Annotated in this window: 13 protein-coding genes and 1 tRNA gene; 6 read left to right on the forward strand and 8 right to left on the reverse strand. The window is 66.1% G+C overall.

Annotated features, from left to right (window positions below):
* Positions 1-50: 50 nt before the first annotated feature.
* Positions 51-4,508, reverse strand: a complete 4,458-nt coding sequence (locus G481_RS0110155; protein ID WP_028029931.1) for a M10 family metallopeptidase C-terminal domain-containing protein — start codon at positions 4,506-4,508, stop codon at positions 51-53.
* Positions 4,509-4,754: 246 nt separating this feature from the next.
* Here G481_RS0110155 and G481_RS25130 point away from each other — a divergent pair, with 246 nt between their 5' ends.
* Positions 4,755-5,237, forward strand: coding sequence for a hypothetical protein (locus G481_RS25130; protein WP_051294453.1), 483 nt, complete (start codon positions 4,755-4,757; stop codon positions 5,235-5,237).
* Here G481_RS25130 and G481_RS0110165 read toward each other — a convergent pair.
* On the reverse strand, positions 5,232-6,575 hold the full coding sequence (locus G481_RS0110165) for an NAD(P)/FAD-dependent oxidoreductase (protein ID WP_028029932.1): 1,344 nt from the start codon (positions 6,573-6,575) through the stop codon (positions 5,232-5,234). The genes G481_RS25130 and G481_RS0110165 overlap by 6 nt on opposite strands.
* Positions 6,572-7,735 carry an acetylornithine deacetylase gene (argE, locus tag G481_RS0110170; RefSeq protein WP_028029933.1) on the reverse strand — a complete coding sequence of 388 codons (1,164 nt, stop codon included), beginning with the start codon at positions 7,733-7,735 and terminating at the stop codon, positions 6,572-6,574. Before argE ends, G481_RS0110165 begins: the two co-directional genes overlap by 4 nt.
* Before the next feature lie 165 nt (positions 7,736-7,900).
* Between argE and G481_RS0110175 the strand changes: the two genes are divergently transcribed.
* The 3 genes from G481_RS0110175 to G481_RS0110185 all read left to right on the forward strand — a co-directional run bounded on the left by G481_RS0110175 (position 7,901) and on the right by G481_RS0110185 (position 10,439).
* On the forward strand, positions 7,901-8,320 hold the full coding sequence (locus G481_RS0110175) for a Fur family transcriptional regulator (RefSeq protein ID WP_028029934.1): 420 nt from the start codon (positions 7,901-7,903) through the stop codon (positions 8,318-8,320).
* Between the two features lie 100 nt (positions 8,321-8,420).
* On the forward strand, positions 8,421-9,083 hold the full coding sequence (locus tag G481_RS0110180) for a potassium channel family protein (RefSeq protein ID WP_028029935.1): 663 nt from the start codon (positions 8,421-8,423) through the stop codon (positions 9,081-9,083).
* An 18-nt stretch (positions 9,084-9,101) separates the two neighbouring features.
* Positions 9,102-10,439 carry a TrkH family potassium uptake protein gene (locus tag G481_RS0110185; RefSeq protein ID WP_028029936.1) on the forward strand — a complete coding sequence of 446 codons (1,338 nt, stop codon included), beginning with the start codon at positions 9,102-9,104 and terminating at the stop codon, positions 10,437-10,439.
* Here G481_RS0110185 and G481_RS0110190 read toward each other — a convergent pair whose 3' ends face one another.
* The 4 genes from G481_RS0110190 to G481_RS0110205 form a co-directional block, all read right to left on the reverse strand.
* Positions 10,440-11,561, reverse strand: coding sequence for a metal ABC transporter permease (locus tag G481_RS0110190; protein WP_028029937.1), 1,122 nt, complete (start codon positions 11,559-11,561; stop codon positions 10,440-10,442).
* Between the two features lie 207 nt (positions 11,562-11,768).
* Positions 11,769-12,878 (reverse strand): metal ABC transporter permease, encoded by a 1,110-nt coding sequence (locus G481_RS0110195; protein WP_028029938.1) that lies wholly within the window; start codon positions 12,876-12,878, stop codon positions 11,769-11,771.
* Positions 12,879-13,161: 283 nt separating this feature from the next.
* Positions 13,162-13,920, reverse strand: coding sequence for a metal ABC transporter ATP-binding protein (locus tag G481_RS0110200; protein ID WP_028029939.1), 759 nt, complete (start codon positions 13,918-13,920; stop codon positions 13,162-13,164).
* Positions 13,917-14,882, reverse strand: a complete 966-nt coding sequence (locus G481_RS0110205; protein WP_035025774.1) for a metal ABC transporter solute-binding protein, Zn/Mn family — start codon at positions 14,880-14,882, stop codon at positions 13,917-13,919. Before G481_RS0110205 ends, G481_RS0110200 begins: the two co-directional genes overlap by 4 nt.
* 167 nt (positions 14,883-15,049) lie before the next feature.
* Between G481_RS0110205 and G481_RS0110210 the strand changes: the two genes are divergently transcribed.
* A tRNA-Ser gene (locus G481_RS0110210) sits at positions 15,050-15,139 on the forward strand.
* A 326-nt stretch (positions 15,140-15,465) separates the two neighbouring features.
* Here the strand turns inward: G481_RS0110210 and G481_RS0110215 are convergent.
* Positions 15,466-15,933, reverse strand: coding sequence for a very short patch repair endonuclease (locus tag G481_RS0110215; RefSeq protein WP_028029941.1), 468 nt, complete (start codon positions 15,931-15,933; stop codon positions 15,466-15,468).
* A gap of 67 nt (positions 15,934-16,000) precedes the next feature.
* Here G481_RS0110215 and G481_RS23490 point away from each other — a divergent pair, with 67 nt between their 5' ends.
* On the forward strand, positions 16,001-17,641 hold the full coding sequence (locus G481_RS23490; protein WP_051294454.1) for a DNA cytosine methyltransferase: 1,641 nt from the start codon (positions 16,001-16,003) through the stop codon (positions 17,639-17,641).
* Positions 17,642-17,715: the final 74 nt, after the last annotated feature.

Here is a 17,715-nt window from a genome sequence, read left to right on the forward strand (position 1 = left end):
GCCCTCGGTGAATTACCGAGGGCCCATGCAACCACAGATTTATTTGCAGATCAGAGGATCACATCGCCTGCAAGCACGCTGGCACCGTTCATCAGCAGCAGCTGGAAGTCCGCGACCTGGTTGCCATCAAGATCGCCGACCAGATACCCGACCCCCGCAAGGGCAAAGTAGCGCACCTCGCCAGCCGATCCCGAGAAGGCGGTGGTCCCGATGAAGCTGAGCCCGCCAATCGCCGACAGGTCGATCATGTCGGTGCCCGAGGTGAAGTCCAGCACCTGATCGCTGTTCGCCCCGTTGCCGATCTCGGCCGCGCTGTTGAACAGGAAGGTGTCACCACCATCGCCACCGATGAGCGTATCGGTTCCCATGCCGCCAATCAGCGTATCAGCTGCCCCTCCACCATCCAGCAGGTCTGCGCCGGCATCACCCATCAGAAGATCCCGCGCATTCTCACCGTAGAGGCTGTCGTCCCCGCCGCCGCCGTAGATGGTATCGTTTCCGATCCCGCCTGACAGATGATCAGTACCGATGCCACCTTCGAGGTGATCATCGCCACCGGCGCCATTCAGCACGTCAGCCCCGGCACCACCATAAATGCTGTCGTCACCACCGCCACCATTGATCTTGTTTCTCAGATCATTGCCGATGATTTCGTCAGCATATGCCGACCCAAGAGCGGATTCGATGCTGTTAAGCGTGATGCTGAAGGTGCTGCCCACAGCGGTACCAAGTGCAAGATTGACATCAACCGCAGCGCCCTGCAGCGACAGATCCAGCCAGTCCACCCCATCGCCGCCGTCGGCGATCATGGCACTGGTCAGGCCATCGTCGATGAAGATGCGGTCATTGTCGGCCCCGCCATATGCGCCTGCAGAGCCGGTTCCAGAATACAGGTAGTCGCCACCTGCGTCGCCCATCAGAATATCGGCACCGCCCTCCGAATAGAGTCGATCTCTGCCGTCGCCGCCATAGATCGTCTCGTCTCCGGCGGTGCCGACGACGGTATCGTTCTTGGCGCTGGCAAAGACGACCTCGACCGCCTCGATCGCATAAGCGATCTTGCTCTTTCCGGCCGTATAGACACCGAGAGCCAGGTCGATGTTCAGGTTCAGGGCACTTGTAAACTGGGCCGAGTCGGTCCCTGCGCCGCCGTAAATGCTATCCCAACCTTCTGCCCCTGCGACACTCAGCACATCATCGCCATCACCGCCATACAGCCAGTCACTGCCTGCATCGCCGTTCAGGGCGTCGTTCCCGCCACCGCCATAGATCGTGTCATCACCGCCGCCGCCTGCGAAGGTGTTCGAGAACACGCCGACGCCGGTGATCACGTTGGCATTGTCGTCCCCGACGACGCCCGAGCCATTGTTGACCGTGACATTCTCGATGCCGGTCACGATGTCACGGTCGGCGCCGTTGAAGAGCATCCGGCCCAGGGCCAGGTTGATCACCCGCGCGGCGCCGGCCGCGTTGCCGAAGATGTCCTCGAACGTGTCGATCCCGGTGCCGCCATCCCAGACCTTGATCACGCTTGCAGAGGTGTCCGACGCCTTGCGCAGGATATCGTTGCCGTCCCCGCCATAGAAGGTGTCGTTGCCCGGCGCGTTCGAGGTGCCATCTTCAAGAACGTCGTGGCCGCTTCCGCCAAAGACCAGGTCGACACCATCGCCGGCATAGAGGGAATCGTTCCCGTCGCCGCCATCGATCGTGTCGTCTCCGGCCCCGCCTTCGATGACGTTGTCATATGCGCCCGAGGCGAACAGGTAGTTGGCATTCGCATCGCCGATGATCCCGGCCGCACTGTAGACGCCGACATTCTCGATGCCGCTCAGAACATCACGGTTTGCGCCATTGAAGGTGATGAACCCGGTGGCAAGGTTAACCACACGAGAGTTGCCGGCGCTGATATTGTCCCAATAGAGCCAGTCGACGCCATCGCCACCATAGTAGGATTCGTCGTTGATGCCGGACGTCGTCGAATTCTTGTGGAAGTAGTCCACCGACGTGCCACCAAAGTAGCTGCTGGCCGTGTTGTCGACCCCGCCGTAGAAATAGCCGATCCCGTCGCCCCCATACAGCGAGTCGGTCCCCTCGCCCGCATAGAGGAAGTCGGTTCCGATGCCACCATTCAGCGTGTCATCGCCGTCGCCACCGTAAAGACGGTCGGTGCCGTTTTCGCCAGACAGGCTGTCGTTGCCCTCGTCGCCATAGAGCGAATCGTTCCCGTCGTAGCCCAGGATCGTATCGTTGCCGATTCCGCCATAGACGATGTCGTTGTCCCCCAGGGCGTCGATATAGTCGTCACCGGCATTGCCCAGGATCGAGTCGTTGCCCGTGCCACCGTAGACATTGTCCCTCTGCGAGCTGCCAGAGATCGTGTCGGCCAGCGTGGTGCCATAGATATTGATGCGGTCATTCTGGTCCCCGCCAGACTGCCAGCCGGTCAGGCTCCAGCCGGACAGGTCGACGGCTTGGGTGTTGGTCCCGTTGTGGGACATGTAGATGTAGACCAGATCCGTCGAGCCGGAATAGTTGTTCCCGCTGATCGTCAGGTTGGTCGGCAGGTCCGATGCCACCTGTGCCCCGGTCAGGTACAGGTATTTGTCCATGTCGGCGCCCTGCGACAGCGAGAACGCTTCCATCGTGCCCATGGTCGTGTCGCGCAGATCGAACGTGGCCGAGGCTGCCGCAGCATCGTTGTAGAGCCAGTACCAGTCGGTCCCGTTGCCACCATAATGCGTCTCGCCTGCGAACGAGCCATGCCCGCTTTGCAGGATGATCCAGTCGTTGTCATCGTCGCCGATCAGCGTATCGACGCCCGTGCCGCCATACAGCGAATCCGCGCCAGCACCGCCCTTGACATAGTCGTCCCCGGAATCGGCCACGAGGAAGTCGTTGCCGGCCTCGCCCCACATGGTGTCGTTGCCACCGCCGCCATAGACCGAGTCGTTGCCATCGCCCCCGTAGAGATCGTCATTGCCGTTGACCCCCGAGATGAGGTCGGCTCCACCATTGCCCCTGAGCGTGTTGGCATATTGGTTGCCGGTCAGCGTGTCGTTGCCCCCGCCGGTCGTGGCATTCTCGATGATGGTGCCGACGGCAATCGACATGTTGCCCGTCAGCCCGCCCACATCCGACAGGGTCGCCTGCGTGTTGCTGGCCGAGGACAGCGTCAGGTCGATGCGCTGCGCCACATTGTAGTTCGAGAAATCGACCGTATCGACACCGCTGCCGTCCACGATGGTGAAGGCGTTGGTATCGGCATAATCGGCCAGGTTCGCCATCGCCGTGCTGACGGTGGTGGTGATGTTGGTGCCCACACCATAGATGGTGTTGCCGTTGAAGGCGTTCGACGATCCATAGCCCTGCGAGGCATAAAGATCGTTCAGCGCGACCCAGTCCGCCCCCATCAGCGAGACCAGCTGCGCATATTCCGCACCGCTCGCGGCCCAGTTGTTCTGGCTCCAGTACGACATGATCGTCTGCTGCCAGGTGTCGTTCACCCACTGGGCATCGGTCGAATAGGTCGGGTTGCCGCTGCCGGCGTTGTAGATGCCCTGGTGACCCAGGCCCATGCCATGGCCGATTTCGTGCAGGAAGGTCTGGAACGTATAGCCGTTGGTGCCGCCAATGTTGGACGAGCTGCCGCTCCAGCCGGGGGTGACGTTGATCACGTTGTAATCGATCGCACCGCCCGTTCCCGAGACCAGCTCGGTCGAGCAAAAGGCCCGCTCGCCGCCGGTTGAGGTATAGACCGTGTCGATGAAGAAGAAGTCCACATGCGTGGCATCCGACGTGGTCTCGACGAAGTTGATGCCCATCAGCTCGCCATAGAGCTTGAAGGATTCGCGCACCATGGTCTGACGGGCGGCCGAAATGCCGTTGGTATCCGACATGCCAAGACGCGTGCCGGTAAATCCGGTCACGTTGTAATACAGCGTGCCGTTGTTCGCGCCGGCGCCCGCGTTGGTCAGGTTGTACCAGCGCGGATCACCGCCGTTGAAATCCGCCCAGAAGCCGTCGCGCAGATAGTTCGCCAGCGTCTGAAGCGAGGCCGCGGGGCCAGGGGCATCGACCCCGTCCCCCACCGTGCCGCCGGTTCCGTTCGGATCAAATCCGTTGCACATCGGGCAGCCGCAATCGGCCATCGGCGCGGTGTCGAACGCGACCGAGTCGGATCCGACCGTCACCTCGAGCCCGAACGAGGCCGTGCCATACGTTCCGAATGTGTCCCCCGAGGACTGGCCAAGCGAAAACCCCGGGCTGGCTGCGGCGACCAGCTCGAACGTGTCCGGGCTGCCGGGCATGCGGTCCGCGGCGCCGCCCCAGGCAAGCCCCTCGGGCGAGGCGCCATCACCAAGGATCGATTCGCCTTCGGCCAGGGCGCGGCCCAGATCGTCTACCGGAAGATCGTCTGCAGGCACTGCCGTCGCTTGTGCGCTTGGCTCTACAAGCTCTTGTCCAAGCGCGGCGGCCATATCGCTCAGATCCTTGGGAAATAGTGTCATCATTTTGGTCCTTGTAAATCAAAAGGGGGCCAGGCGCCGGCCCATCAAGTCAGTCTTGCCTGCCAGGGCACATCGGAATGAAAAACTCGTTACCGGCTGCGACAAATTGTGCCATGATTTCACCACAGGGCCGCCTTGTTTGCAAAGTGAAAAGGAGGCCGGGTCTGGAAAAGCTGACCCAGGGGAAAGCCCGTTGACCCCCACCGCACAAGGCGCCACCCTTGGGCCAAACAGCGGGAGAAACCGATGGACCGCGACAGCCCCACGACGCAGCGCAGATCGCGCTATCAGGCCGCCCGCCTGAAGTCGCCCGATGCTGCGCTGGCGGTCATGGTGCAGCTCAGCCTGAAGGCGCCCGCCTTTGCGGATCAGCGGTTTGGCACATGGGCGCGGGTGCTGATCGGTCAGGTCAACCGCGGGCATTACGTCATCTTGCTGGACGACGGCCAGCCGGTCGGCTTTGGCGGCTGGTTTCCTGCCCGCCGCCGCGACGCCGAAGCCTGGCTGGCCGGTCACGACGACATTCCCGTCGCCCCCGAGACCGAGGCCGATTGCGCCGTCATCAACGGCTTCATGGCGCCCTCGGCCGAAGCGACACGATTCCTGCGCGATGCGATGCTCGATCACGGGCGCAAACTTGGCACGCTTTATGGCAAAAGGGTGCTCAAGGACGGCCGGCGCCGGCTGGCGCGGGTGGCCAATACGCGCCGCGATCCGGGGCTGCTATAGCGCGGCGCCGAAATCGGGCGGCCCGCCTTCTGCGAACCTGACAAAGCGAAAGCGGCTCAGGTCATGGCCCGGAGGCTGGCCGGTGGCCATGTCGGCCAGCACCCGCCCGACCCCCGGGCCGATGCCAAAGCCATGCCCTGCCATGCCCGTCGCCAGGATCAGCCCCGGCAGCGCCGCCACGCGGTCGATCACCGGCACCACATCGGGCAAGGTGTCGATCATCCCCGCCCAGGCGGTGCGGACGCGCAGCGGCCCTGCCGCCGGAAAGGCCTTGCGGAACGCGGCATGGGCGCGGCCAAGCGTTGCCATGTTGGGACGCGGCGCCAGAATGCGCATCGCCTCGAAGGGGCTTTCGCCTTGCCAGCGGCGCGGGGTCGTCCAGCCATCGGGATAGCCGCGCGGCGGCCAGGGCCGAAAGTTGGTCGAGCGGAAATCGCGCCGCAGCGTCGGCAGATAGGGAAAGAAGCTGGCAAAGGCATCGGGGCCGATGAAAAAGTCATGTTCGGATCCCGGGCCCAGCGTCAGCCCGCCATCAGCACGCGGGCGGATCGCATAATCGCCATCGGAAAACGCCAGATCGGGCAGCCCGGCGACCGGCTCGGTCGCCGCGACCGAGGCAAGCACCGACAGTTGCGGGATCTTCACCCCATGCTGTGCCAGAAACAGCCGCGACCACGACCCGGCGGCCACGATCACCTGCGCCGCCCCGATGCGGCCGCGTTCGGTTTCAACCCCGGCGATCTGCCCCGCCGCCAGCTCCAGCCGCCGCACGGCACAGCCTTCACGGATGACAACGCCGCGCGCCTGCGCCAGACGGGCCAGCGCCGGCACCGTCACCCATGGCTCTGCTCGCCCGTCCGACGGGGTGAACAGCCCGCCCGCAAAGGGCGCCGCAGCACCTGGCAGCATGTCCTGCATCTCGGTCCGCGTCAGGATACGGGTATCGACCCCAAAGGGCCGCGCCAGCCGCAACCATGCCTCGCTGCGTGCCAGATGGGCTTCCGTGCGCGAGGCCTTGAGGATGCCCGACCAGCGCAGCCCCATGACATCGCGGCCAAGTTCGGCCTGAAACGCGTTCCACAGCCGGATCGATTCCATCGCGATGGGCAATTCGCCCAGATCGCGGCCCTGCTGGCGGATCCAGCCCCAGTTGCGGCTGGATTGCTCGCCCGCGACGCGGCCCTTTTCGCAGACCACGACCTTGAGCCCGCGATCCGCGGCAAAGATCGCAGCACAGATCCCGATGATGCCGCCGCCCACGATCACCAGATCGCAGGACGCCGGCAAGGGATCAGAAAACGCAACCGGCGTTGCTTCGGAAATCGGAAATCCGCTCATGCGGCCAGATCGTCCAGAATGCCCTGCATGAACTGCCAGCCGGCCTCGAACTGGGCGACATCAAGGAATTCGTTCGCCTGATGCGCCTGCGCGATGTCGCCGGGGCCGCAGACCACGGTGGAATAGCCGCCGATCACCTGGAACTGCCCGCCTTCGGTGCCATAGCTGACCACATGGGTGCCATTGTCGCCGGTCAGCCGGCGGGCCAGCCGTTCGGCGGCGCCGCCCGCCTCGGGGGTCAGGGGCGGGACGCGGAACATGGGATCCATGTCGATCCCCGTGCCCGGATGGATCGCCTGCATGGCGGCCGAGATCCGCGCCCCTTCGGCCAGGGCCGCATCGCGCCAGGTCTCGGGGTTCTCGCCGGGGACGACGCGCATTTCCATGACGAACCGGCAATCCCTGGCGGTGATGTTATGCGCCGTGCCGCCCTCGATCATGCCGACATGCAGCGTGGTCCAGGGCGGATCGAATTCCGCAGCCAGCGGGGCGGGGGTGCGGGCCATGTTCTCGGCATTGCGGTCATTGGCCCACTGGATCAGCCGCGCGCTTTCCATGATCGCGCTGACACCATAGGGCAGGCGCGAGGAATGCACCTCGAAACCATGGGCATGGCAGCGGATGCCGACCCCGCCCTTGTGGCCGGTCACCACCTTCATCATCGACGGCTCGCCCACGATCACCGCAGCCGCCTTGGGCAGCACATCGACCATGGCGCGCACCAGATCGGCGACGGCCATGCAGCCGACCTCTTCGTCATAGGACAGCGCAAGTTGCAGCGGGCGGTTCAGCGGGCGCCCTGCCCCCTCGACCAGCGCGGCAATCGCCAGCGCGTCGAACCCCTTCATGTCGCAACAGCCCCGGCCATACAGGCGCCCATCCTTTTCGATCACCGTCCAGGGGTCGGTGTCCCATTCCTGCCCGTCGACCGGAACCACATCGGAATGCCCCGACAGGATCACACCGCCATCGACCGCCGGGCCGACCTGGGCATAAAGATGCGCCTTGGTGCCACAGGGGCTGGGCACGCGCACGCTGGCGATGCCATGGTCGGCCAGATAACCTTCGACCCAATCGACCAGCGGCAGGTTGCTGTCACGGCTGACCGAAGGAAAGGCGACCAGGCGGTCAAGGATCTCGCGCGGGGAAAGGGCGGGCATGTCGGCTCCTGTCAGACTATGGTGCAGGGTTGCGGGGCGGCGCGCCAAAGGTCAAGGCATTGCACCGATGTTCGCGCGGATGGCCGCACTGCGCTGTGCAAACGGGTTTTCCGTCTGGCAACCCTGCGCTATGGGCTGGCACGACTTCAAGCAAAGGGGGCACCCGTGACCGATAACCTGATCGCCCGCTGCGAGGAAAAGGGCCTGCGCATGACCGACCAGCGCCGGGTCATCGCGCGCGTGATCGGCGAGGCCGAGGACCACCCCGATGTCGAGGCGCTGCACGCCCGTGCCTCGGCCATCGACCCGCGCATCTCGATTGCCACGGTCTATCGCACCGTCAAGCTGTTCGAAGAGGCCGGCATCCTGGACAAGCTGGAATTCGGCGATGGCCGCGCCCGGTATGAGGATTCGGCCCGCGACCACCACGACCACCTGATCGACCTGTCGACCGGCGAGGTGATCGAATTCGTCGACCCCGAGATCGAGGAACTGCAGGAACGCATCGCCGCCCGCCTCGGATACCGGCTCAAGGGCCACCGGCTGGAACTGTATGGCGTGCCGATGAAGCCTGCCAAGCCATAGGCGAAAACTTGCTGGCCTCTCCGGCCCCCCGTGAGCCGGATTGACAGGCGTTGGCACCAGGCAGAGGTTGCGCGGTTGCAGCCATCACAAGGGTGAGAGCATGGCCAAGGAAACACGCAGCTTTGCCGTCATCGGCCTTGGCGCCTTTGGCAGCGCGGTGGCCGCCGAACTGGCCCGATTCGGCAATCAGGTGATCGGCGTCGATCTGGACGAACGGCGCGTGGCCTCGATGGCGCCGACGCTGAGTTCGACGGTCATTCTGGACACGACGGACGAACTTGCGCTGCGCGAGGCGGGAATCGACCAGTATGATGTTGCCCTGATCGCCATCGGCCGCGACATTCAGGCCAGCATCCTGACGACGATGAACCTGCGCATGCTGGGCGTGGGGACGATCTGGGTCAAGGCATCCAACCGCACGCACCATCGCATCCTGTCCAAGCTGGGGGCCGACCGGGTGATCTTGCCCGAACAGGAAATGGGCCGGCACATCGCGCAGATGCTGAACAACCCGATCGTTCAGGATTACGTCAGCCTTGGAAACGGCTTCAGCGTGGTCAACATCGTCATCCCCGAACGGCTGGAAGGGCGCACCGTTGCATCGCTTGGGATCGGCACGACCCATGATCTGCGCCTGCTGGGCGTGATGCGGGGGACCGAGTTCCGTTCCGCCACCGAACGCGAATTGCCGCTGCTGCGCGATGACAAGCTGATCGTGCTGGGCAAACGGCCCGAGCTGCGCCATTTCGGCGATGTGCTGTAGGTCCGGGCGGCGGCTGCCATGAAACGTCGCTCGTTCGCCCGGCGCCTTGCGCGCGTGCCGCCGCCGCTGATGCTTGCGGGGCTGTATGCGCTGTTCATCCTGCTGGGTGCGGCGGCGCTGATGCTGCCGATTGCCCGCAACATCCCGCTGACATGGTCGGATGCCATCTTCACCGCCACCTCGGCCGTCACCGTGACGGGCCTTGTGGTGTTCGACACCGGCGCCGGGCTGACGTTGTTCGGGGAAATGGTGCTGGCCTTTCTGATCCAGCTGGGCGGGCTGGGGCTGATGACCTTTGCGGTGCTGATCCTGGGCGCGCTTGGCGTGCCCGTGGGCCTGACCGGACACACCTTCCTGCGCGAGGATCTGAACCAGCCCACGATGCACCAGCTGATGCGGCTGGTGCGCACGATCCTCAAGGCGGTGTTCGTCTGTGAACTGGCCGGGGCCATGCTGCTGGCCCTGACCTTCGTGCCGCATTACGGCGTGTGGCAAGGCCTGTGGGAATCGCTATTCCATTCGATCTCGGCGTTCAACAATGCGGGGTTCTCGACGTTTTCCGACGGGCTGGTCCGCTATGCCACCGATCCGGTGGTGAATGTGGTGATCCCCGCGCTCTTCATCATCGGCGGCATCGGCTATGTGGTGCTGCACGATGTGTTCGGCCCGGCACGGCCAGGCGGCTGGTCGCTGCACACCCGGATCATGCTGATGGGGACGGCCGTGCTGATCCCGTTGTCGGTGGCGCTGTTCGCGCTGCTGGAATGGAACAATCCCCGCACGCTGGGGCAGTTCGACAGCATCACCGCCCGGCTGACCGTCAGCTGGTTCCAGGGCGTCACCACGCGAACGGCGGGATTCAACACGACCGACATTGCCGGAATGCACGACAGCACCGCGCTGATGTTCATCGCGCTGATGCTGATCGGCGGGGGCTCGGCCTCGACGGCGGGCGGGATCAAGGTGACGACGGTCGTGGTGATGATGATGGCCACCGTCGCGTTCTTTCGCCGCCAGACCCAGTTGCATGCCTATGGCCGCAGCATCGGGCTGGATCAGGTGCTCAAGGTCATGGCGCTGATCGCGATCAGCCTGACGCTGGTGTTCGTGGCGATCTTCCTGATGACGGCCACGCATGACGGGCATTTCCTCGACATCTGTTTCGAGGTGGCCAGCGCCTTTGGCACCGTGGGCCTGTCGCGCGGCTACACGACCGAGCTGTCGGAATTCGGCCGCGCGGTGATCATCGTGGTGATGTTCCTTGGCCGGGTCGGGCCGCTGACGCTGGGCTTTTTCCTGGCCACCCGATCGACGCCGCGCGTGCGTTACCCCGCGGGGCGGATCCACCTGGGCTGATCAGCCGCGCCCCAGCGGGTCAAAGATCGCCCGCGCAACGGCCCGGCCCTTGTCGGTCAGCGCCAGCACCTCGGCCCGGCGTTCCACAAGCCCGCGGTCGAGCCCGTGCAGGATGATCCGCGCCGCGCGCTCGGGCGTCCAGCGCAGATGATCCGACAGGGCGGCGTCGGTGCATTCGGTGGCCGCATCCGGGGCGTCTTCGTGGGTGAAGAGATGGGCGACCAGGGTGCGCGCCTCTTGCTCGGCGGCCTCGGTGCGCCGGCGCGCCAGCCGCGCCAGCACCCCGCGCCGGGGCGCGAGCAGCAGCGCCAGCGCAAACAGCCCGCCCGCCGTCACCGCCATCATCCCGCCGATGGACACGTCCAGCCTGAAGGCCAGCCATTCGCCCAAGGCGGCCGCCAGCACCGCGACCACGATGGCAATCCCCAGCGCCCGTGCCGGGCGGTCGGTCAGGAACAGCGCCGTCGCCGATGGCACGATGGCAAAGGCGATGAACAGGATCGCCCCGACCGCATCGAAACTGGCCACCGCCGTGACCGAGGTCAGCACCAGCAGCCCCTGATGCAGCAGACCAGGTGCCAGCCCCAGCGCGGCGGCCAGCGCCGGATCGAAGCTGCCCAGCGTCAGCTCCTTCCAGAGCAGGGCGACGAAGGCGAGGTTCACCAGCGCGACCAGCGCCAGCGTCACCACCGAGACCGGCACCTCGGCCCCGCCGATCTGCAGGGTCTCCAGCCAGACAAAGCCGATCTCGCCCAGAAGCACGCTGTCGACATCCAGATGCACATCGCGGGCATGAAGGTTGATCAGCAAGATGCCGGCCGCGAACAGCGCCGGAAAGGCCAGCCCGATCGCCGCATCGGACCGCACAAGGCCGGATCGTTGCAACGCGCCGGTCACGCCAACAGTGACCACCCCGGCCAGCGCCGCGCCCAGCATCTGGACCGGGCCCGAGGTCACGCCGGTCAGCAGCCAGACGATGACGATGCCCAGCACGATGGAATGCGACACGGCGTCGGTCAGCATCGCCGTGCCGCGCAGCACCAGGAACAGCCCCAGCGGGGCCGCCGCAATGCCGACCAGCGCCCCGGTCAGCAGGATGGCAACATGGGCCTCAGCCAGCATTGCTATGTCCTCCGGCGGTCCGAGCCTGGCGGGTGGCGGCGCAGGGGGGCCTTCTGCCCCCCTCTTGGCCTGACGGCCAATTCACCCCCCGAGGATATTTGCGGACAGATGAATGGGAAGGGGCAGACAGGCGGCGCGATGACGCGCAGGCGGGCGGGGGCCGGCCTTGGCCGGGGCGGGCGGGGGCGCGGCGGTTGGCAGGTGCCATCATCTCGTCCCTCCGAGCCCGTCAAGTCGGGCCCGCCCCTCGGGGGTCAGCACCCAATGCGGGGTCTGTTCGGGCGGATGGGTGACCGGGGCGACCAACCCTTCGGACTGAAGGCGTTGCAGCTGGCGGGCAACCGGCAGGCCATGGGCTGCCGCGATCATGCCGGCCTCGGCAGGATAGTCGGCATCGCCATGCGCCTCGGCCAGGGCGCGCAGGGTTTCAAGGACGCGCAGCCCCTCGATCTGGCCGGCCAGACGGCGGTCGCGCAGCAGCCGCCAGACCACACCGCGACCGGGGGCCAGCAGCAGCGACAGCGCCGCCAGCGCGGTTGCGACCAGCACCACCAGCGGGCCTGTCGCAAGGCCCCGCGCCCCGGTGCTCAGGACTGCGCCACTGACGCCGGAGACAACGCCGAACGCCGCCGCCAGCGCCACCATCGGCCACAGGCGTGTGACCCACATCCGCGCCGCGACGGCCGGGGCGATCAGCATGGCCGTCATCAGCACGACGCCGACCATCTGCAGCCCCACCACGATGGCCATGGCCATCAGCAGCGTCAGCAAGGCCTCGATCAGCCCGACCGGCAAGCCAAGCGCGCGGGCATAGGGCGGATCGAAGCAGACGGCGGCGATCTCTTTCCAGAAGGCGGCGACCAGCAGGGCCGCCAGCCCCCCGACCACTGCCATCGCCTGCAGATCGCCCGTCAGCATTGCCGCCGCCTGACCGAACAGAAAGGCCGAAAGGCCCGCCGCCCCTGCCCCGCCGACCGCCTGGACATAGCTGAGCAGCACGACGCCGCCTGCAAAGAACACCGACAGCACGATCCCCAGCGCGGCATCGGGCTTGAGCCGGGTGAACCGCCCCACCGCCAGAACCGACAGCGCCGCCAGCCCCCCTGCCAGCAAGGCGCCGACCATCAGCGGCACGACCGACCGGCCAGCCACCAGCCAGCCAAGGCACAGCCCCGGCAGCGCCGCATGGGCCAGCACATCGCCCAGCAGGCTCTGGCGGCGCAGCACGGCAAAGGATCCCAGCATCCCGCCGCTCGCGCCCAGAACGGCCGCCCCCAGCGCGACAACGCCCAGGGTATGATCCAGACCACCGGTCATGCTGCGGCCCCCATCGGGGGGGTGGGGCGCAGACCAGCACGCCCGCCATGGCCAGCGGCCGCCGCCAAGCAACGGCCCTGCGGCTGGCCAAATGCCGGTCCGAACGCGTCAGTCCGGCGGGCCCGGCCGCTTGCCGCAACGGCGCGCGCCCCGGCTTGCCACGGATCGCGCCGCGCCGGCATCAGCGCCACAAAGGGGGCCCGGGGGGCAGCGCCCCCCGGCACGGCCCAAAGCCTTGTGCGGCCCGGAACGGGCCGGGCAAGGCTGCGGGAGCGCCCGCCGCTCATCCCTGCCCCCCGACCAGCGCGACCCGCCCGCCAAAGGCCCGGCGCAGGTTTTCCGGCGTATAGACCTCGGACACCGGCCCCTGCGCGATCACCCGCACGTTCAGCATGACCAGCCAGTCGAAATACTTCTGCACGGTCTGCAAATCGTGATGCACCACGATCACCGTGCGCCCCGCATCGCGCAGCCCTTTCAGCAGCGCGACGATCGCCGCCTCGGTCACCGCATCCACTCCCGCCATCGGCTCGTCGAGGATGTAGAGTTCCGCCTCCTGTACCAGCGCCCGGGCGATGAACACCCGCTGCTGCTGGCCGCCTGACAGGTCCGAGATGGGCCGCGCGGCGAAATCGGCCATCGCCACCGCCTCCAATGCGGCCATGGCCTGCGCCCGTTCGGCCCGGCCGGGGCGGCGAAACCAGCCCAGCCGGCCGTAAAGCCCCATCAGCACCACATCCAGCGCCGTCGCCGGGAAATCCCAATCCACTGTGGATCGCTGCGGCACATAGCCCACGCGCTGGCGCGCCTTGGCATAGGGCAAACCAAAGACCCGCACATGCCCGGCAACCGGCGGCACCAGCCCCAGCGCCGCCTTGAGCAGCGTCGACTTGCCCGCCCCGTTCGGCCCGACCACCGCGCACATCACCCCCGGCGGCACGTCAAGGTCAATGTCCCACAGCACCGGCGCATGGCGATACGCCACCGTCAGATCCTCGACATGCAGCGCGAATTGCGGCTCGTGCAGACCAGCCTGAATCATGGTGTCACCCCGTTGCGTTCGGCCCAGCCGGCCAGGTCCTGCGGCCAAGGCGCCGGCGTGCCCCCCAGCGCCGCGACGATGGTGCGCACATTGGCGCGGATCATGCCGACATAGGTGCCCTCGGCCGTCCCCGGCTGCCCCATCGCATCGGAATAGAGCTGGCCGCCCAGGCCCACCTGCCCGCCCTGGGCCGCCACCGCCTCAAGCATGGCCTGAACCGTGCGCGGGTTGATCGTGCTTTCGACAAAGACCGCAGGCACCCCCGACGTCACCACCTCGGCCGCGACAGAGCGGATATCGGCAACGCTGGCCTCGGATACGGTTGAAAATCCCTGGATGGCGACCTGATGCAGGCCATAGGCGCGCGCGAAATAGCCAAAGGCATCATGCGCCGTCACCAGAACACGGTGCCCCTCGGGAATGCTGGCCAGCGTCTCGCGCACCCAGGCATGAAGCGCCGACAGTTCGCTGTGCAACCGGGCCGCGCGTGCCGCAATATCGGCCTTGCACCCCGGCCGCTCGCCCCCCAGCACATCGGCGATGACCGGAACCAGCCGCGCCCAGATCGACACATCCATCCACAGATGCGGGTCCACCGCCCCATGCGAGGTCAGCAGGATGTCGGCCGGCACCGCCTCTTCGCCAACCGCGACAACCACACGGTCGCGTCGCAGCCGATCCAGCACAGCGCCCAGCCGGCCTTCCAGATTGAAGCCCTCATAGAGCACGACCCTGGCGGCCTGAAGGCGCGAGATGTCCGAGGCGCGCGGCTGATAGATATGCGGATCGCTGCCTGCCCCGATCAGCACCTCGACCGCCGCGCAATCGCCGCCGATGGTCGCCGCCAGATCCCCGATCATCCCGACAGTCGCAAGCACCGGCACAGGCCCATCCGCCGCCCTGGCCCCGCCAGCCAAAGCCAGGACCCCCATCAGCAGCCCAGCAAGACAGACACGTTTCATCGGGTTCTCCACTGCCATGTTGCGATTGATAATCATTCTCAAAATAGAAGCAAGAGCCAAGTTCAGCCTTTCCGCGCGTCCCCAAGGGACACAGCCCCTCGCGAGATACCGCTGTTTGGCGACACCCCCTTGCAATGCCGGGTCGGCATGGCTATCACGCCCTTGCTGGACAGTTGGCCGAGTGGTCGAAGGCGCACGCCTGGAAAGTGTGTAGGCGGGGAACCGTCTCGAGGGTTCGAATCCCTCACTGTCCGCCACTTGACCCTGTGAAAGCTTTCTCCCGATCCGGCTGCGGCCGGATTTTTCCGTTGTTTTCGAGGGTTATGCGGGTCGGGCTGAGCACTGGCCCTTGCGCCAGGGCGCCCGGAAGCGGTCTCTCAGGGCCGATATTCTCTGGACCTGTTGACTGGACGTGCAAAGGTTCAGTTCATGCAAGATGTTGAAATATCATCGTTTCGGTCGATGAAAAGCTGTTGACTTCGACGACAGGGGCTACCTGTCGAGATGGAACGAATATCGAACCTTCGCCAATGAGGCGAGGCGTTCGGAAGATCAGCCCGGGTTGCTTTCAGCACTACTCCAGTCATTCCGTGTGGCGAATGTCGCCTTCGCCGATCTCGATACTGGGCGCGCCAGTTGCCAGCCATGAGACCAGCGCAGAGCAGGTCGCAGTGACCTGGTTCGGCTTTCGCAACGCGCATTCCCATACTGTCGCCACGCGCCACCCATCTGCAATCAGCGCCTCGCATGCCGCACGATCGCGCCTGACATTCGCGGCGAACTTCTCTGCCCAGAACTCGGGGCGGGTCGCGGGCGTGGTCGCGTAACGGCAGCCTTCGTGACGGTGCCAGAAGCAGCCATGCACGAAGATGACGGCCCGGTGCTTCGCGAGGATCATATCCGGCCGACCGGGGACACCCTTTCCATGCAGCCGATACCGGAAGCCGCGCGCGTGCAAGGCGCGCCTCAGCACCATTTCCGGCTTCGTATCCTTGCCCCGTATCCCGGACATCATCCGCGAGCGGGTCTGTCTGTCGACGATGTCCGCCATTTGCCTCCTGGCCTCTGCGTCCGGACCTGGTATACAGCTTGTAATCCGAATTCGAGAGGCCCCTGATTTGCCAGCCACTTTCGGCATCGTCGATCTGTTTGCCGGCCCTGGCGGGCTGGGCGAGGGCTTTTCGTCCCTCGATGTCGGCGGCCACGCGCCGTTCCGGATCGGCATCTCGGTCGAGAAGGAGGCCTCGGCGCATCGTACGCTGACGTTGCGCGCCTTTCTGCGGGCGTATCAGGCGCGTCTCGGGGCGTTGCCGAAGGCCTTCATCGACTTCCACGCCGGACTGATCCCGGAGCCCGACTGGAGCGAGGTGGATGCGGCGGCCTGGCAGCATGCGACGGCGGAGGCGCAATGCCTCGAACTCGGGACGGAGCCGGCTGCCGCCGCCATCGATCATGCCATCGGTGCGCTGCGCCGGGATTTCGACGACACCATCCTGATCGGCGGCCCGCCCTGCCAGGCCTATTCGCTTGTCGGGCGCGCTCGGGCGAAGGGGAAGGTCGGATACGTCCCCGAGGAGGACGAGAGGCACTATCTCTTCCGCGAGTACATCCGCGTGCTCGACCGCCTGCGCCCCGTCGCCTTCGTCATGGAAAACGTCAAGGGCATGCTGTCCTCGACGGTCGAAAGCCGCCTCGTCTTCGAGATGCTGATGGAAGACCTCGCCTCGCTCGGCACCGGGCGGGGGCATCACTACGAGATGCGGGCGATCCGGGTGGCGGACGGCAGGGCCAGTCTGCAGGAGGCCGCACAGTCTTCGGATTTCATCGTCCGCGCCGAGGAATGGGGGGTGCCGCAGCGGCGTCACCGGGTGATCATCGTCGGCATCCGCTCAGATCTGGCGGACAGGGCCACCGGGACGAGTGTACCGGTTTCCGGGGTGACACGGACTGTCGATGACGCCATCGGCATGATGCCGGACCTGCGCAGCGGCCTGAGCCGAGGTCGCGATGACCCGGCGAGCTGGCGGCGAGAGGTCGTCGAGGCCGCCCGGTTGCTGGCAGGCACCCACCGGGGCAAGGAAGACGGGCCGCTGCGCGACGCCTTTTTCGCCGTTGCGACGGGCCTGAAGGATGGACAGCTGGCACCCCGTCTATCGGCATGGCGCCCCGAGGGCTACGGCACGTCGAACGACGAACTCCTCGCCTGGCTGGAGCGCCCTGCGTTGCGCGGTTTCGCCCAGCACGAGACACGCGGGCACATGCCCTCGGACCTCGGGCGCTATCTGTTCGCAGCCGTCTTCGGCGCGGTACGCGGTTACAGCCCCAAGGCCGCCGATTTCCCGCTGTCGCTCAGCCCCGACCACCGCAACTGGCACAGCGGCGTCTTCAACGACCGCTTCCGGGTCCAGCTCGCCGGCGAGCCATCGACCACGGTCACGAGCCACATATCGAAGGACGGCCACTACTTCATCCACCCCGATCCCATGCAGTGCCGCAGCCTGACCGTGCGCGAGGCGGCGCGCCTGCAGACCTTCCCGGACGACTACCTGTTCCTCGGGAACCGGACGCAGCAGTACGTGCAGGTTGGCAATGCAGTGCCGCCCTACCTCGCCCGCCAGATCGCCCAGCTTCTCTTGCGCGGCCTTTCCGGACCGCCGTCTTGCGAACCGCCAGGGACCGAAGCCTCCGAAATGGCTGCTCGCAGCCGCGAGATTTCTTCGGCCAGGACGCCCGCGTCAGAGAGCTTGCCGAGGAGATAGTCGAGAGCGTTACGTTCTCCCCGGTCAAGAGTAGCGTGGCCTTCCTGAAGGGTTTCGAGCGCGGATTGCGACTT

The sequence above is a fragment of the Gemmobacter nectariphilus DSM 15620 genome, from assembly GCF_000429765.1.
In the GTDB taxonomy this organism is placed as follows: Bacteria; Pseudomonadota; Alphaproteobacteria; order Rhodobacterales; family Rhodobacteraceae; genus Wagnerdoeblera; species Wagnerdoeblera nectariphila.

Bases quoted from the DNA above. Each gene is read 5' to 3' on its own strand.
- G481_RS0110155 (WP_028029931.1), bottom strand. From the start codon at position 4,508: ATGACACTATTTCCCAAGGATCTGAGCGATATGGCCGCCGCGCTTGGA.
- G481_RS25130 (WP_051294453.1), top strand. From the start codon at position 4,755: ATGGACCGCGACAGCCCCACGACGCAGCGCAGATCGCGCTATCAGGCC.
- G481_RS0110165 (WP_028029932.1), bottom strand. From the start codon at position 6,575: ATGAGCGGATTTCCGATTTCCGAAGCAACGCCGGTTGCGTTTTCTGAT.
- argE (WP_028029933.1), bottom strand. From the start codon at position 7,735: ATGCCCGCCCTTTCCCCGCGCGAGATCCTTGACCGCCTGGTCGCCTTT.
- G481_RS0110180 (WP_028029935.1), top strand. From the start codon at position 8,421: ATGGCCAAGGAAACACGCAGCTTTGCCGTCATCGGCCTTGGCGCCTTT.
- G481_RS0110185 (WP_028029936.1), top strand. From the start codon at position 9,102: ATGAAACGTCGCTCGTTCGCCCGGCGCCTTGCGCGCGTGCCGCCGCCG.
- G481_RS0110190 (WP_028029937.1), bottom strand. From the start codon at position 11,561: ATGCTGGCTGAGGCCCATGTTGCCATCCTGCTGACCGGGGCGCTGGTC.
- G481_RS0110195 (WP_028029938.1), bottom strand. From the start codon at position 12,878: ATGACCGGTGGTCTGGATCATACCCTGGGCGTTGTCGCGCTGGGGGCG.
- G481_RS0110200 (WP_028029939.1), bottom strand. From the start codon at position 13,920: ATGATTCAGGCTGGTCTGCACGAGCCGCAATTCGCGCTGCATGTCGAG.
- G481_RS0110205 (WP_035025774.1), bottom strand. From the start codon at position 14,882: ATGAAACGTGTCTGTCTTGCTGGGCTGCTGATGGGGGTCCTGGCTTTG.
- G481_RS0110215 (WP_028029941.1), bottom strand. From the start codon at position 15,933: ATGGCGGACATCGTCGACAGACAGACCCGCTCGCGGATGATGTCCGGG.